This is a genomic window from Geobacter sp. FeAm09 (assembly GCF_008330225.1).
Lineage (GTDB): Bacteria > Desulfobacterota > Desulfuromonadia > Geobacterales > Pseudopelobacteraceae > Oryzomonas.
In genome coordinates this window covers 1678941-1694258 of sequence record NZ_CP042466.1, presented here as the reverse complement: position 1 = coordinate 1694258, position 15318 = coordinate 1678941, and the positions used below count along the sequence as shown (strand labels likewise).

Here is a 15318-nt window from a genome sequence, read left to right as displayed (position 1 = left end):
GTAAACAACTATTTGACAAACCAGCATTAATCATTCTATTTTGCATACGTTGCAAGCACATTTTCGAACAAGGCGAAATCCACTATGATTAAAACCAACAACCTCAAGATCAGCGCCATAACGCCTGTCATCGCCCCCGCCGACCTGCGCCAGGTGTTTCCCCTCTCCGACCGTGACCGCGAGTTCGTCAACACGAGCCGCGAACGCGTCAAGGAGATCATCCATCGCCGCGACCGGCGCCTGATGGTGGTGGTCGGCCCCTGTTCGATCCACGACCCCGTGGCCGCCATCGAGTACGCCAAACGCCTGGCGCTCCTGTCCCGCAAGGTCGAGGACCACCTGCTGCTGGTCATGAGAACCTATTTCGAGAAACCGCGCACCACCATCGGGTGGAAAGGGCTGATCAACGACCCGGACATGAACCACAGCCACCTGATCTCCAAGGGGCTCGGCATCGCCCGCGGCCTGCTCCTGAAGGTCACCTCCCTGAACGTGCCGGTGGCCACCGAGATGCTGGACCCGATTACCCCTGAATACCTGGCCGACATGATCAGCTGGGGCGCCATCGGAGCCCGGACGACAGAATCCCAGACCCACCGGGAGATGTCGAGCGGCCTCTCGTTCCCGGTCGGCTTCAAAAACGGCACCGACGGCAATCTGCAGATCGCCATGGATGCCATGAAGGCGGTTCAGCATCCCCACAGCTTCCTCGGCATCAACCGGGAGGGGCGCACCTCCATCATCCAGACCTGCGGCAACCCGGACGTCCACATCGTTTTGCGGGGCGGCTCCCGCAGGGTCAACTACACCCCGGAGGACATCGCGGCCACCGAAGAAAGCCTGAAGAAGAACGGGCTGTTCCCCACCATCATGGTGGACTGCAGCCACGGCAACTCCAACAAGGACTACCAGAAACAGCCCGAGGTTCTGGAGAGCGTCATCCAACAGATCGTGGACGGCAACACCTCCATCTCCGGCGTCATGATCGAGAGCAATCTGGAGGCCGGGAGCCAGAAGATCGCCGCCGATCCCGGCCAGTTGAAATACGGCGTATCCATCACCGATGCCTGTATCGACTGGGCCACGACCGAACGGATCATCCTCGCCGCCCACGACCGGCTGAAAAAGGGGAAATAGCCCCGACAGGGCGGCGAAGAGGCAGCTCTCGCCGCTCTCCCCTACTCCGCTTCGTACATCAGCCGCATCCCGCCGGCGGCATTCTTCAGGGTGCCGCCCAGTTTGCCTTCCATACCGTCGGCCAGCACATCCAGGTAGTCGATCTTTTTCTTGGGGGCACGGATGACCTCGGGATCGCCGGTGATGCCGGCCAGGCGCCCGGCTTCCTCAATGGCGTCCTGGAGCGTGCCCAGGCGGTCCACCAGTTTCAGCCCCTTGGCTTGTTCTCCGGAGAGGATGCGGCCGTCGGCGATCCTGCGGACATCCTCCACCGGCAGCTTGCGCCCGGTGGCCACTGCCCGGACAAATTGCTCATGGGTGTTGTCGATGACCGCCTGCAGCATGGCCCGGTCCTCCGTTGACAACTCCCGCAACGGCGAGCCCGAGTCCTTGAACTTGCCGGTTTTGAGGGTATAGGACTTGATGCCGATCTTGTCCATCAGCGTCTCGATGTTGGAAAGCTTGAGGATCACGCCGATGCTGGCGGTAATGGTACCGGGGTTGGCATAGATCAGCGTGGCCGGAGCGGAGATGTAGTAGCCGCCCGAGGCGGCCAGGCTCCCCATGGAAACGATGATCTTCTTCCGGGCGGCGAACTTTTTGACCTCTTCGTAGATCTCCTGGGAAGGCGCCACCACCCCGCCGGGTGAATCAACCCGCAGCACCACCGACTTGACGGCATCCTGCTTGAGGAAATAGCGCAGTTGGCGGATCGTGTCCCTGGAGTCAAGGATCATCCCCCGGACCTCCACCAGGCCGACCCCCTCCTTGTCCGCCAGTTTTGTATCCATTGATCCCATGATCGCCTTGGCGATCAGCAGGGAACCGGCAAAGAGGATCAGGAAGGCCGCCATGGCGGCAAGGAAGATCAAGGCTATTTTCTTCAACATGTAAGGCCACCCGGGTCGGCGATTTTAGGGTGCCATGACACCCCGATTTCTGGTACACTAACACCATGAAAGCATTGGTCGTATCCGATACCCACGGCAATTTTGCCCCTGCCGTGCAGGCCCACAGCCTGACGGAACCTGTGGACGCCGTCATCCATCTCGGCGACGGCATCGAAGACGCAAACCTGCTGCGCAACCTGATGCATCTGGACGTCATTGCCGTTTCCGGCAATTGCGACCACGACACCTCGGCGCCGCGGGAGATGCTGTGGGAGTGTGAGGGAAAACGGATTTTGCTGGTGCATGGAGACGCCTACGGGGTCAAGGGCGGGCTGGAAAGGTTGAAGCAACGGGCAGAGGAGTTGTGCGCCCACGCAGTGCTGTTCGGTCACAGCCATCGCGCCACCTGCATCACCACATCCGGCATCCTGTTCCTCAACCCCGGCACGCTGACGCGGACGTCGGCCAACAAGACGTTCGCCACCATTGAAATCTCGGAAGAGTGCATCAAGGCCCACCTGCACGACCTCCCCTGACCCCCGCGTCTCATTCCCTGTCGTAGGCCCAGGCTGCGCGGAATTACCGACAGGCCGCAGAGGACACTAGCGGCCGGCGGCGGCTCCATGCCCCTTGTGCACGGCCTTTTCCAAGCGGCGGCGACGCGGCCAACCGACCACAAATCCCAATGGGCCGGAAACAACATACGCAATCATGATGACAAAGGTCATCACCGCCGGTTCGGCGGCGACGACAATCAGCAGCACCACGGCCAGAAGCAGGAAGCCGAAGGGCTGCCGCTTGATCAGCGCCGGGTCTTTGAACGAATAATAGCGGAATCCCGACACCATCAGGAAGGCCAGGAGGTAGATCAAGGCGAGGATTGCCAGCCGCTTGTACGAGCTTGGCCACCCGCAATGATGGAACAACAGGACGGTGGCGGCCACCGTGCTGGCTGCCGCCGGGATGGGCAAGCCCACGAAGCGCTTGCTCTCCACCGTATTGACCTGAACATTGAAACGCGCCAGGCGCAATGCGCCGCAAACCACGAACAGGAACGCGGCCAGCCAGCCGAGACGCCCGAACGGCTTGAGCGCCCAGGCATACATCATCAGTCCCGGAGTCACCCCGAACGACACCAGATCGGCCAGGGAATCATATTCAACGCCGAACTTGCTGGTGGTTCCGGTCAGACGGGCCACCTTGCCGTCCAGGCCGTCAAAAACGGCAGAGGCGAAGATCCAGAGCGCGGCAATGTCGAAATTGCCGTTGAGACTGGCCACCATACTGTAGAAACCGGCAAACAGGCTCCCGGTCGTAAACAGATTGGGCAGGATATAAATCCCTTTTTTGAGGTTTTCGGCCCTTTCGGCCCTTTTGTCATTCAGTTCAGAGTTCATGCCACGCTTTCTCCGCCTAGGCGAGACGCCCCAGTACGGTTTCACCCGCCACGGTCACATCTCCAAGCTTTACCAGCGGTTGTACGTCAACCGGCAGATACACATCCACCCTTGATCCGAAGCGAATCAGCCCGTAACGTTCCCCCCGCTTCAGGGCGTCGCCGGTTCGGGCGTAGCACACGATCCGCCGCGCGATCAGGCCGGCAATCTGCACAAAGGCCAACCGAACGCCGCCAGCGGTTTCCAGGACGATGCCGCTGCGTTCGTTTTCGAAGGAGGCCCGGCCGTCACGGGCATCGAAGAACTTGCCGCGATGGTAGAACGTGTCCACCACCGTGCCGTCAAACGGGACACGGTTCACATGCACGTTGAAGACCGACATGAAAATACTGATCTTGAGCGCCGGGGTGCCGAGCGGCGTATCGGGGACGCACTCCGCCACGATCACCGTCCCGTCGGCAGGGGCCACCACTGCGTGCCCGTCGCCAGGCGGGGTACGCTCGGGATTGCGAAAGAAATAAAGGATGAACAGGGTCGCCACGCAGGCCAGCGCAGCGGGGGCGGCCAGCACCAGTGAGCACCATTTCCAGGCGGCCACGGCCAGCAGAAACGTCAATCCGGTGGAACAAATGATGAAGGGATAACCTTCTCTGGCAAATGGGGTCGAGTTATTCATGCAACCTGCCTGAACACGCGGACACCCCTCTCCCATAGGGCAAAGGGGTGTCGGATGCGTAAAATTATTCTAGTTTTTGGTCTTATCGACGATCTTGTTCTTGCCGATCCAGGGCATCAGGGCGCGCAGCTTGGCGCCGACCTGCTCGATCTGGTGCTCGGAACCGCGACGGCGCAGGGCGTTGAAGGTCGGCTTGTTGACCTTGTTCTCCAGCATCCACTCCTTGCAGAATTCGCCGGTCTGGATCTCGTCGAGGATCTTTTTCATCTCTTTCTTGGTATCGGCGGTGATCACGCGCGGGCCCCGGGTCAGGTCGCCGTATTCGGCGGTGTTGGAGACCGAGTAGCGCATGTTGGCGATGCCGCCTTCATAGATCAGGTCAACGATCAGCTTGGTTTCGTGCAGGCATTCGAAATATGCCATCTCCGGGGCGTAGCCGGCCTCGACCAGGGTTTCGAACCCGGCCTGGATCAGGGCGGCAATGCCGCCGCACAGCACGGCCTGCTCGCCGAACAGGTCGGTCTCGGTTTCCTCTTTGAACGAGGTTTCGATGATGCCGGAGCGGCCGCCGCCAACTGCCGAGGCATAGGCCAGGGCCAGGTCCTTGGTCTTCTTGGAGGGATCCTGGTGCAGCGCGATCAGGCACGGCACGCCGCCCCCTTTGGTGTACTCATGGCGCACCAGATGCCCCGGCCCCTTGGGGGCCACCATGAAGACATTGATGTCTTCACGGGGAACGATCTGGCCGAAATGGATATTGAAGCCGTGGCCAAAGGCGATGGAAGCGCCCTTTTTCAGATAGGGGGCGATCTCCTCGCGGTAGATGTCGCCCTGGATCTCGTCCGGGAGCAGGATCATCAGGACATCGGCCACCTTGGCGGCCTCGGCCACCGTGACGACCTTGAACCCGGCGTCCTTGGCCTTCTTCACTGAGGAGGAATCCTTTTTCAGAGCGACGAGGACATCGATACCCGAATCTTTAAGGTTCAGGGCATGGGCATGCCCCTGGGAACCATAGCCGACGATGGCGACTTTTTTCTTTTTCAGAAGTGCTACGTTACAATCTTTGTCGTAATAGACCTTCATGCTCTTGTTCCACCTTCCTACGAAATTTTCCGGAAAAACCGGTACAAACCGTTGATAAAACAAGTGCTGAAAATAGTACATTCCCCGGCAACTGTCAATAAATTACCACAAGAAGAAGCCGGGGCGGCTCCCAAGACAACAAAAACGCCCTCTTGCTCGAAGAGGGCGTTTTTGTTTACAAAATACCTCATTTCCCATTTCGGCAGGGTATTCCGGAATCTTTACCGCAACTTCCCGCAATCCCCCTTCCCGCGCCGCCCGGAATTTCTCCGTCTAGACCGTCATACGCTCCCCAGCATTGCGTGTATCTTCGAGATCAACTCCCTGGGACTGATCGGCTTGGAGAGAAATTCCGGTGGGTTTGCGCTCCCTTCGTTGATCATATCGGCACCATTCGGGTAGCCGCTCACCAGAATGGCCTTCAACCCCGGCTTCACCCGGCACATGACCTGATAGGCGTAAAAACCGTTCATCTTCGGCATGAGCACGTCACTCACCAATAGGTCGATCCGCGCGGACTCTTTCATGAAAAGTCCGCACGCCTCGACCCCGTCCGTGGCGGTAAGCACCGCAAAGCCGTACTCTTCGAGACAATCCTGCAACATCTGCCGCACCAGCAACTCGTCATCAACCACCAGGATCGTTCTCTGTTTCTGCTGGCCATCATTCTCAAGGTGCGCGGACTGAAGTGATAGTGCCATTGATGTCTCCGTCGGCCGGACATGGGATACGGTATAACTATAAATTCATATCAACTCTCGTGCCATCTCGCAAAAAACCCATGGTATCGGATCGTTGCATACGCACACCTCCGCGCGGCGTTCAATGGAGCACCTTGAAGCATAAGAAAAATGGTAATTTTTTTAACACTTTTAATTTTATCCAATAATTACAGCATCATACAAAGTGTTACTTTTTTTAACACTAAACTAAATATTATTTTAATATCAATAAGTTGTTGTTTTTTTACCAATGGTAACTATTTTAACACTCCCCCGCGGACGTCACAAAAAAACCGGAAGGCGCCAGGGCCTTCCGGTTTGAAAACGTGATGATACCTGCCTTTTCACAGCAGCCTGTTGAGGAAGCTCCTGATGCGCTCGTTTTCCTGGCCAACGCTGAAAAACTCCTGGGGGGCGCCCTGGGCCAGAAAACGGCCCGATTCCATGAAGATCACCCGGTCGGCCAGTTCACGGGCAAAGCCCATGTGATGGGTGACGATGATCATGGTCATGCCTTCGTCGGCCAGGGTATGAATGGTGTCGAACACCTCCCCCACCAGTTCCGGGTCCAGGGCCGAGGTCGGTTCGTCGAACAACATGAGCTTTGGCCGCATGGCCAGGGCTCGGGCAATGGCTACCCGCTGTTTCTGCCCCCCCGACAGGGTGGCGGGAAAAACGTCCCGCTTGTCGGCCAGCCCGACCTTGACCAGCATGTCCAGGGCGACCTGACGGGCCTCTGGGAGCGGCATCTTGCGGACGGTCAGCGGCCCCTCCATGACATTGCCCAGCACGGTCATGTGGGGGAAGAGATGGAAATGCTGGAACACCATGCCGATCTCGGTGCGCAGGGCGCACACCGCCTGGGGGCGGTCGAGATGGCGGCGGCCGTGGCGGGTGACGTATCCCACCTCGCGATCCTGGAAACGGATTACCCCGTCATCGATCTCTTCCAACAGGTTGATGGAGCGCAGCAGTGTGGATTTGCCCGATCCCGACGGCCCGACGATGACCAGTTTCTCGCCCGGAAAGACGTCCAGGTCGATCCGGTCCACGGCCGTCAGGTTTTTGAAACGCTTGGTGATGCCCATGAGCCGTATCAACGGCTCCCTAGCGGTGCTCATAGATCCCTGCCCGATATTCGATTTTTTCAAAGATGAAGGTGAAGATGCTCGTCAAGAGGAGATAGATGACCGCCGCCAGAGCCAGGGCCGTGATGTTGAAATAGGTGTTGAAAAGCTGGTCGGCCGAGCGCATCAACTCCACCATGGCGATGGTGGATACCAGGGCAGTGTCCTTGATCAGGGCGATGAATTCGTTGCCGATGGGGGGCATCAGGCGCTTGTAGGTCTGGGGGATGATGACTCGCCGCATGGCTTGGCCGTAGGTCATGCCGATGGCCTTGGCCGCCTCCATCTGCCCCTGATCGATGCTTTGGATCGCGCCGCGGATGATCTCGCCCAGATAGGCCGAGTAGTTGAGCCCAAGGCCGATCACGGCGGCCGTCAAGGGCGGCAGGGTCACGCCGAAGGCCGGCAGGCCGTAATAGATGAAGAACAGTTGGAGCAGGAGCGGCGTGCCGCGGAAGAACCAGATCACGAACCAGCAGACGGCGGACAGGGGCCGAAAGGTGCTGATGCGCCCCAAGGCGATCAGGAGCCCCCCCAAGGGGGATACCAGCATGGTGCAGAGCACCAGCAAGAGGGTCATAACCGCACCCTTGAGCAGGGCCGGGAGGAATTTGCGGCAGTCGTCCAAGAGCGAGAGCCAGCGCGACTGCTGCTGTTTCTGGATGGCGGCGACCGTGTTCCGGGCCTCGCTGTTGTCGGGGAACAGCGCCAGGACTTCCCGGCTGGCGGCCAGGGCCTTGTCGGCCTCGTTCAACGAAACATAGATCCTGGCCATCTGCATGCGGCTGGCCACAAAAGCGCTTGCATCGCCGCCTTTGGCCGGAACCGGAACCTGCTTGAGCAGCTCCACGGCGCCCGGCAGGTCCCCCTGGGCCATCAGTTCCCCCGCCTGGCGGGAAAGGGCGTCACCATCCAGTGCCAGAGCGGTTCCGGCCAGCGTCCACAAAAAAAGCAGGGTCACGGCGACCCTGCTGAAGTGTATGTAAAAACGTTTCATAGTCTCTAGAATTTCTTGGGATTAGCGATATCTTCCGCAAACCATTTCCGGGAGATCTTGGCCATGGAACCGTCCTTGACCATCTTGTCCAGGGTCTGCTGCACCTTGTCGCGCAGGCCGTTGTCCTCTTTGCGGAAAGCCACGCCAAAGGGCTCCTTGCTGATCATGCCGGGGAGGATCTTGAACTTTCCGGGACGCTTGGCGATCATGTCGCGGCCGGTGACGTTGTCCACCACCACCACGTCGATACGCCCGGCTTCCAGATCAAGCAGCGCCTTGGGGTAATCTTCGTATTCCTTCAGTTCCTTCGGCGGGGTGGCAAGCTTCTTGACCGCTTCCAGGCCGGAGGACCCTTTCTGGGTGCCGGCTTTGATCCCCTTCAGGTCTTTCAGCCCTTTGAAACGTTTTTCCTTGAAATTGACCACCGCAATCTGGCCGTCCATGATATAGGGCTTGGTGAAGGCCACTTCCTTGGCCCGCTCCGGCGTGATGGTCATGCCGTTCCAGATGCAGTCGAACTTCTTGGCGTTCAGGGAGTGGATCACCCCTTCCCAGGCGGTGGGCTGCCATGCGATCTTGATGCCGAGACGCTTGCCGACCTCTTCAGCCGCATCAACGTCGAAGCCGACCAGTTTGCCGTCTGCCTGGCGATACCCCATGGGCGGAAAGGCGTCATCGAGCCCGATGACCAGCTTACCCTCTTTTTTGACGCGCTCCCAGGACCCGTCGCCGGCAAAGGCGCAGACCGCCGCAAGGGACAACAGAACAGTTAAGCACAGAACAAGCGTCTTCTTCATGGCCATCTCCTCAAACAATAATTTGACAAAACGGGGCGTGATTATCACAGAAATGGTTGGACCAGTCAAGGAAAGATACGTTTTTACGAATGTTGTTCCGCCCATAACCCGGCCAGCCGCCCCAGTGCCCGCCCGTCACGGATCTGCTCGATCACGACGGTTGCCTCCCGATTCACCAATTCTTCCGCTGCGGCGTATTCCACCTGGAGGTAATTCCTGCTCAGCCCTTTGATGCACCCTGTTCCCGGCTGCCATGTCTGCCCCAGGACCGGCAGGGTGCGCCCGACGAAACGTTGGAGGAATGCCGTCTTTTTGGCCGCAGCAGCATCCCGCAGCCGCTCCCCTCTCTCCCTGACGACCTGGGCCGCCACCTGGGCGGGCATCCCGGCCGCTTTGGTGCCGGCCCGCCGGGAAAAGGGAAATACGTGCAGATCGGAAAACGGCACCTCCTCCACCAGGTGCAGGGTCTCCAGAAATTCCTCGTCCGTTTCGCCGGGAAACCCGGCAATCACATCGGCCCCGATGAAGGCGTCCGGCAGTGCGGCCGTGACCCGGGCCACCAGATCGCGGAAGAAGCGGGCCGTGTAGCGCCGCCCCATGCGCTGCAGTACCGTGTCGCTGCCGCTCTGCAAGGGGAGATGCACATGGGGACAGACGGCGGTCGAGGCGGCCATGAGTCCGATCAATTCGTCGCTCAGTTCGTTGGGCTCCACCGAACCGATCCGCAGGCGCGGCACACTGCCGTCTTCCGTGATGCGCCGCACCAGGTCGGCCAGGGAGTGCCGCGGCGCGAGGTCGAGCCCGTAGGCCCCCAGGTGAATGCCGGTGAGCACCACCTCCCGGTAGCCGTTGGCGGCCAGTTCCCGCACCCCTTGCAGCACGTCGTCCAGGGGCACGCTGCGGCTCCTGCCCCGGGCGTAGGGCACGATGCAGTAGGCGCAGAAGGAGTTGCAGCCGTTCTGGGCCTGGAGAAAGGCTCGGGTATGCTCGGCAAAGCTCGAAAGCGGCAGCGGCTCGGCTGCCTGTTCGGTGCTGATGTCCGAGATGCGGCTCCCGCCCGCCGCCACCAGGCCGGCGATATCCTGTTTTTCCCGATTGCCCAGCACGCTGTCCACCTCGGGCATGCGCTCCAGTTCCCCCGGCGCCACCTGGGCGTAGCAGCCGGTGGCGACGATGCGGGCCTGGGGGTTCAGGCGGCGGGCGCGCCGGATCAGGCGGCGGGTCTCCGCGTCGGTGCGGGCGGTGACCGTGCAGGAGTTGACCACGTAGATGTCGGCCGGCTCGGTGAAGGGGACCACGCGGTAGCCGGCCTTACGGAATTGCTCGCTCATGGCGGCGGACTCGAACTGGTTGGTCTTGCAGCCCAGGGTGGCAATGGCAACACGTTTCATGCGGGTAGCGTATCCTTTTCCAACTTTTTCACGATCCAGGTGACATAGATGACCACAATGACGGCGGCCGACCAGGTGGTGATGAAAATGCCCCACCAGATGCCCATCACGCCCCACCCCAGCATGATGGCCAGCAGGGGAAAGACCAGAAAGGGCACCGCAATCTGCCGGTAGAGGCCGATCAGCAGCGCGAAGCCGGGGCGTTTGACCCCCTGCATGGCCGAGACGCATACATAGAGGAGCACATAGGCCGGGAACACGAGCGCTTCGATCCCCAGATAACGGACCCCGGCGGCTATGACCGCCCCATCGCGGCTGAAGGCCGACATCAGATCGGCGCTGAAAACCAGCACCAGGGCCGTGCCGATGGCGGCAAGGATGAAACCGTAGCGGAGTGACAGGGCCAATACCTGGCGGATACGTTTCAGGTTCCCCGCGCCGAAATTCTGGGCGGTCAAGGCCAGGGTGGAAACGTTCAGCCCCATGATCGGCAACAGGGCGAGCTGTTCGATGCGGGTGCCGATGCCGTAGGCCGCCACCACCTCCTTGCCGAACCTGCCGGCGAACCAGGTGATGATGAAGACCCCCACGGTCACGGTCATCATATTCATGGCCGAGGGAAAGCCCTGCTTCATCAATTCGCCGTAATAGTACCGGCGGGGCCACAGGTCACGCAGGGCAAAAACGGGAAGCACCTTCAAGCGCGAGAGGCTGCCGAAGAGGTAAAAATTGCCCAGGCACTGGGTCGAGACCGTGGCCAAGGCGATGCCGGGCAACCCCATGGTGGGCACCCCCAGCCCGCCGTACATGAACCAGGGGTCGAGGACCAGGTTGAGGAAAAAGACCGTGACCAGAAAATTGCGATAGGTGACCGTATTGCCGTGGGAGTTAAGGATGGAGCTCATCACGAAATTGAGCATGGAAAAGGTCGCGCCGCACAGGGTCACGTTCATGTAGCCGAGCGCCAGGGTGAGGTACTCCCCCTCGGCGCCCATGAAGGTAAAGATGCGGGGCGCAAACGCCAGTCCCAAGGCGGTCAGGGCAACGGCATGCACCAGCGCGAAGGAAAGGGACTGCAGCACGAAGCGCTGGGCCTCGTCGCGCTGCCCCCGTCCCAGCGCATTGCCGATGAGGGTCGTTGCCCCGGTGGATATGCCCGCGCCCACCGCCAGGATGATGAAGAACACCGGGAAGCAGAGTGACATGGCCGCCAGCGCCGTGGTGGAAAGCCGGCCGGCATACCAGGTATCCACCACGTTGAACATGGTGTTGAAAAAGAAACCGATCCCGGAGGGGATGGCCAGGCGCCGGATCAGTGCCGGGATAGGGGCGGTGGTCAGGTCGGTGGTCATGGGTTACTGTGCAATGGCATTCAACTCCACCCGGCTGCGTGAAGTCGTCTCCTTTTCCGGCGCCTTGAACAGGTCGTCATTCTTCTGGAAAACCCGTTCGGCCGGGACATGGCCTTTTGCCACCAGGTAATTCATGACCGCCACCACCCGCTCGTGGGCCAGTTTTTTCAGTTCCGGCTCCCCGATCACCGTATTGGCGATGATCAGTTTCTTCATCTCCTCGGGAGGAAGGGTCTTGACCAGACCGAGCATATTGCGCGGCTTGGGGAACTTTTCTTTTTTGTAGACCGCGGTCAGATAGGTCGGATACTCATCATTCCCCACCACGATACTGTCGGCCTTCTCACCCTCCTTCAGCGTCCCCTGTTTGCCCAGGGCCAGGAATTTTTCCCCTTTCACCTTCCGCTCCAGCAGTTCACGGCGATACCCCTCCGTGTCCTTTTCCCGGTCCACGTACCCCTTCAACTCCACCTTGAGGGCCGGCCGGTCCAGGAGCGCCTTGGCGAGGGCGTTCAACTTCTGCTCCTCCTGGGGGGGGATCGCGCTGGTGCCGTGGCTGAACTGGATGGCGCTGAAATCCTGGCCGTTGCCGAACATGGAGGAGAGCAGCGACAGGGGCGAGGTGACCGCCTTGACCATCAGGTTCCTGAGAACCTGAAAAACCAGCTTCCAGACGCTGAATTTGGGGTCGTCGGTACGGCCGGCAACCGGCACGTCCAGATGGATCTCCCCCTTGCGGTCCTTGAGCAGGGCCAGGCCCAGCTTGACCGGCAGCTTGGTGGCCTTGTCGCTCTCCACCTTCTCGCCGAAGGTAAACTGGTCGATGAAGATGTTGTTGAAGGCATCCAGTTGCTTCTTGTCGATGCGGTACATGAGATCCAGGTACAGCTTGCCCTTCTCCACCGTGTACCCGAGGTAGGTGCCGGAATAGGGGGTAACGGGCGAAAGTTCGATATCACGGAAGGAGACCTTCAGGTCCACGAACAGATCGTCGCGCAGCGGGTTGATCCGGCCGGTGATCTGGAGTGGCGAATGGTTCTCCAGGTTGCCCCGCAGGTCCACGTCGGCAAACTTGGATTCCTCGGAACTGAGGCCGCTGACCCGGCCGCCCAGGTTGTAGAAGGTGGTGGCGAAATGCTGCGGCAGGTGGTTGTCGCTAAAGGACAAGGTGCCGTCCTGGATCGTCACGGCACCGATCTGGATCTGCTTTTTGGCGGCCGCCTGCTGCGGCGCAGCGGCAGCCGCAGGTGCGGCCGCTACCGGGGCGGCGGGTACGGGCGCGGCGGGTGCCGGGGCAGCGGGGGAGGCCGCTGGCGGTTTGGGTTTTTCCACCAGGTTCTGCAGGTTCAGCGTACCGTCCTTGCGCACGATGATGCGGGAGTAGACCCCGTTGAGGGCGATCTGGCGCAGAGCCAGGCTGAAGGGTTCCAGATTGCCCTGGATGTCGTCCAGTTGCAGGCTTTCCCACTTGAGCAGGTCCTCCTCGGCCACGGTGTCGATGGCGTGGAAGCCGCGGATGCCGGCGTTGCCCTTGAACGTGCCGGTCGGCTTGCCCCCCTTGAGGGCGATGTCCACGCTCATGGTGGCGTCGACGGAGCCCCCCAGGACAAAGACGTTGATGTTGGAGGGAAAGTATGCCTCGAAGTCGCGCAGCGGCAGCCTGCCCGCACTGACGCTACCCTTGTAGTGGAAGGGGTTGGGCGTGATCGTGCCGCTGGCCTTGAGCGGGGTGGCCTTGTCGAAGATCGTGGAGAAGCGCAATTGCGCCGGGGTGAAGCGCGGGCCGTTCAGGTTGACCAGGGTGAGGCTGGTGTTGCGCAGCGTGAAGTGGGGCTTTTCCGACAGCGTCTTGTCCGTAAAGGAAGCGGCAAGCTTGTCCAGGCGCACCTTTTTGACGCGGAAGGAGAACTCTCTGGCAGGGGCCGACGGTCCCGCTGCGGCGGTTTTTTTCGCGGCCCCGGCCTTTTTCGCCGATGCCCCCTGTTCCTGGGGCTTTTTCAGCAGCGACAGGAGCGAGATGGCGCCGTTCACCTCGCGGGAGAGGGACACATTGCCCTGGGCCAGCATGATCTCGTCCAGGTCAAGGCGGTTCTCTTTCTGGCGGTAGGCCGCGCCGTTCACCTCCAGGCGCCTCAGGTCAAATCCTTCCTTGTCGCCGTAGCGGGCCGAGAGTCCGCTTAAGCCCAGGTCCGCCCGCGCCACGTCCACCCCGCTCTCCGGGGTATAGGCCGCCTCGACGGCCAGATCCAGGGTTCCCTTGAGCGGCGCCGTCAGGAAACCGGCCAGGTAGGGCCACCCCTTCTGGAGCTTCAGATCATTCAACTCGGCCGAAACCGTGGCCTTGAGCGGCGCCAGGCTGAAAGCGCCGTCGGCGTTGAATTCGGCCTCGTTGTCCAGGGAGAGCGCCACCTCGTAATCCGCCGATTTGCCCGGTTCGGTGGTGAAGCCCTTCACTGCGGCATTGATCCCGGTGGCGTTGCCCTTGAAGCCCCCCTTGGGGAGGGCGTCGCTGATGTGGAGTACGCCGTTTCTGAAATCGAAGGAACCGATGCGGACGAGCAGCGGTGCGGAGCCGCTTTTCGCTTCAGCGGTGGTCTTGGTGGTCTTGGCGGTTTCGGCAGCCGGTTGCCGCGGTGTTCCGGCAGGCCGGGGCAGCAGGCGCTGATACATCCACTCCCCGCCGGCGGTACGCCCGGCAAACAGTTCAAGCCCTTCCATGGTGACGTTATCCACCAGAAAACGCCGGGCAAAGACCTCCAGGTCCGATGCCCGCACCTGGAACAACGGGAGCCGGAACAGCGGCTGCCCCTCTTTCAGGTTGACGGCGATGTTGTCCAGTTGCACCAGCCCCCTGATGGTCAATTCCGGCTTTTTGTCCGCCGATATGCGGTAACTGACATCCGTGTTGACGGTCAGTTTGCCGGACGCCAGATCGGCCGGCGGCCTGACCGGTGCATAGGCCACATAGCCGGGCAGGTCGAGCTGCCGCAGGTCGATGTGCACCGAGGTTTCCATGGACTTGCTGAGCGGTTTTACCTTGCCGGAAAAGCTGAAGGGGGCGCCGTTCACCAGGGCCGAGATGTGGGGATCGGTGTATTTTTCCACCAGATAGGGGATATTGCTGATAAAGGGAACCGCAACCCTGAGGTCGCGGACGGTGTGCTTCCTCCCCCCGCCCACGGCCTGGTCGTCGAAATCCACGGAACCGTTGGCAAGGGTGATGTTGTTGATGGAGAAGCGGAATTCGCCGCTGGATTCCTTTTTGGGCTTTGCCTTCTGGCGCTCGATGATGTCGTTGAAGTTGTACCGGTTGGCGGCCAGGCGGGCAATGGAGAGCGAAGGCGCCTCGACGGCGACCCGGGAGATGATCAGGGCGCGCTTGTAGATCGAGGCCAGGCTGAGGGAGGCGCGAAGCTGCCCGATGGAGACGAAGGGGCCGCCGTCCTTTTCCTCGATGGCAAAGCCCGAAACCGTGACCGTGAGGGTAAAGGGGTTGATGCCGACCTTCTCGATGCGGACCTTCCGGCCGATGGCATCCCCCAGGGCCGCGACGGCCTGGCTGCGGACGATGAGCGGCAGGATGGCGCTGCAGAAAAGGATGAGTGCCACAAACGTGGCGGCGATGATGATGGCTATCTTGCGTTGTTTCGACATGGTGCCCTCACGGCAGAGACGGATCAACAGAGGAATTTCTTGTGGGTAAATAA

The 15318-nt window shown here is 60.7% G+C and carries 13 protein-coding genes; 2 read left to right on the top strand and 11 right to left on the bottom strand.

Annotated features, from left to right (window positions below; translation table 11 throughout):
* Positions 1-84 precede the first annotated feature (84 nt).
* Positions 85-1137: a 3-deoxy-7-phosphoheptulonate synthase gene (locus FO488_RS07995; RefSeq protein WP_149210076.1), complete on the top strand. Its 1053-nt coding sequence runs from the start codon at positions 85-87 to the stop codon at positions 1135-1137.
* Positions 1138-1178: 41 nt separating this feature from the next.
* Here the strand turns inward: FO488_RS07995 and sppA are convergent, their stop codons facing one another.
* Positions 1179-2066 carry a signal peptide peptidase SppA gene (gene sppA / locus FO488_RS07990; RefSeq protein WP_149210075.1) on the bottom strand — a complete coding sequence of 296 codons (888 nt, stop codon included), beginning with the start codon at positions 2064-2066 and terminating at the stop codon, positions 1179-1181.
* 65 nt (positions 2067-2131) lie between these two features.
* Here sppA and FO488_RS07985 point away from each other — a divergent pair, with 65 nt between their 5' ends.
* Complete coding sequence (locus FO488_RS07985) at positions 2132-2602, top strand: metallophosphoesterase (RefSeq protein ID WP_149210074.1); 471 nt, start codon at positions 2132-2134, stop codon at positions 2600-2602.
* A gap of 66 nt (positions 2603-2668) precedes the next feature.
* Here FO488_RS07985 and pssA read toward each other — a convergent pair whose 3' ends face one another.
* The 10 genes from pssA to FO488_RS07935 form a co-directional block, all read right to left on the bottom strand.
* Positions 2669-3463 (bottom strand): CDP-diacylglycerol--serine O-phosphatidyltransferase, encoded by a 795-nt coding sequence (gene pssA, locus FO488_RS07980; RefSeq protein ID WP_205743381.1) that lies wholly within the window; start codon positions 3461-3463, stop codon positions 2669-2671.
* Positions 3464-3479: 16 nt separating this feature from the next.
* Positions 3480-4139, bottom strand: a complete 660-nt coding sequence (locus FO488_RS07975; RefSeq protein ID WP_149210073.1) for a phosphatidylserine decarboxylase family protein — start codon at positions 4137-4139, stop codon at positions 3480-3482.
* Positions 4140-4208: 69 nt separating this feature from the next.
* On the bottom strand, positions 4209-5225 hold the full coding sequence (ilvC, locus tag FO488_RS07970) for a ketol-acid reductoisomerase (RefSeq protein WP_149210072.1): 1017 nt from the start codon (positions 5223-5225) through the stop codon (positions 4209-4211).
* A 281-nt stretch (positions 5226-5506) separates the two neighbouring features.
* The gene (locus FO488_RS07965) at positions 5507-5926 is read right to left on the bottom strand and encodes a response regulator (RefSeq protein WP_149210071.1); all 420 of its coding nucleotides are present in this window, start codon (positions 5924-5926) and stop codon (positions 5507-5509) included.
* Positions 5927-6291: 365 nt separating this feature from the next.
* On the bottom strand, positions 6292-7068 hold the full coding sequence (locus tag FO488_RS07960) for an amino acid ABC transporter ATP-binding protein (protein WP_149210070.1): 777 nt from the start codon (positions 7066-7068) through the stop codon (positions 6292-6294).
* Positions 7055-8071 carry an ABC transporter permease subunit gene (locus tag FO488_RS07955; RefSeq protein ID WP_149210069.1) on the bottom strand — a complete coding sequence of 339 codons (1017 nt, stop codon included), beginning with the start codon at positions 8069-8071 and terminating at the stop codon, positions 7055-7057. Before FO488_RS07955 ends, FO488_RS07960 begins: the two co-directional genes overlap by 14 nt.
* Before the next feature lie 5 nt (positions 8072-8076).
* Entirely contained in the window at positions 8077-8868 is a 792-nt protein-coding gene (locus FO488_RS07950; RefSeq protein WP_149210068.1) for an amino acid ABC transporter substrate-binding protein, read from the bottom strand.
* Positions 8869-8951: 83 nt separating this feature from the next.
* Complete coding sequence (gene mtaB / locus FO488_RS07945) at positions 8952-10259, bottom strand: tRNA (N(6)-L-threonylcarbamoyladenosine(37)-C(2))-methylthiotransferase MtaB (protein ID WP_149210067.1); 1308 nt, start codon at positions 10257-10259, stop codon at positions 8952-8954.
* Positions 10256-11611, bottom strand: a complete 1356-nt coding sequence (locus tag FO488_RS07940) for an MATE family efflux transporter (protein ID WP_149210066.1) — start codon at positions 11609-11611, stop codon at positions 10256-10258. Before FO488_RS07940 ends, mtaB begins: the two co-directional genes overlap by 4 nt.
* A 3-nt stretch (positions 11612-11614) precedes the next feature.
* On the bottom strand, positions 11615-15265 hold the full coding sequence (locus tag FO488_RS07935) for a DUF748 domain-containing protein (protein WP_149210065.1): 3651 nt from the start codon (positions 15263-15265) through the stop codon (positions 11615-11617).
* Positions 15266-15318 lie beyond the last annotated feature (53 nt).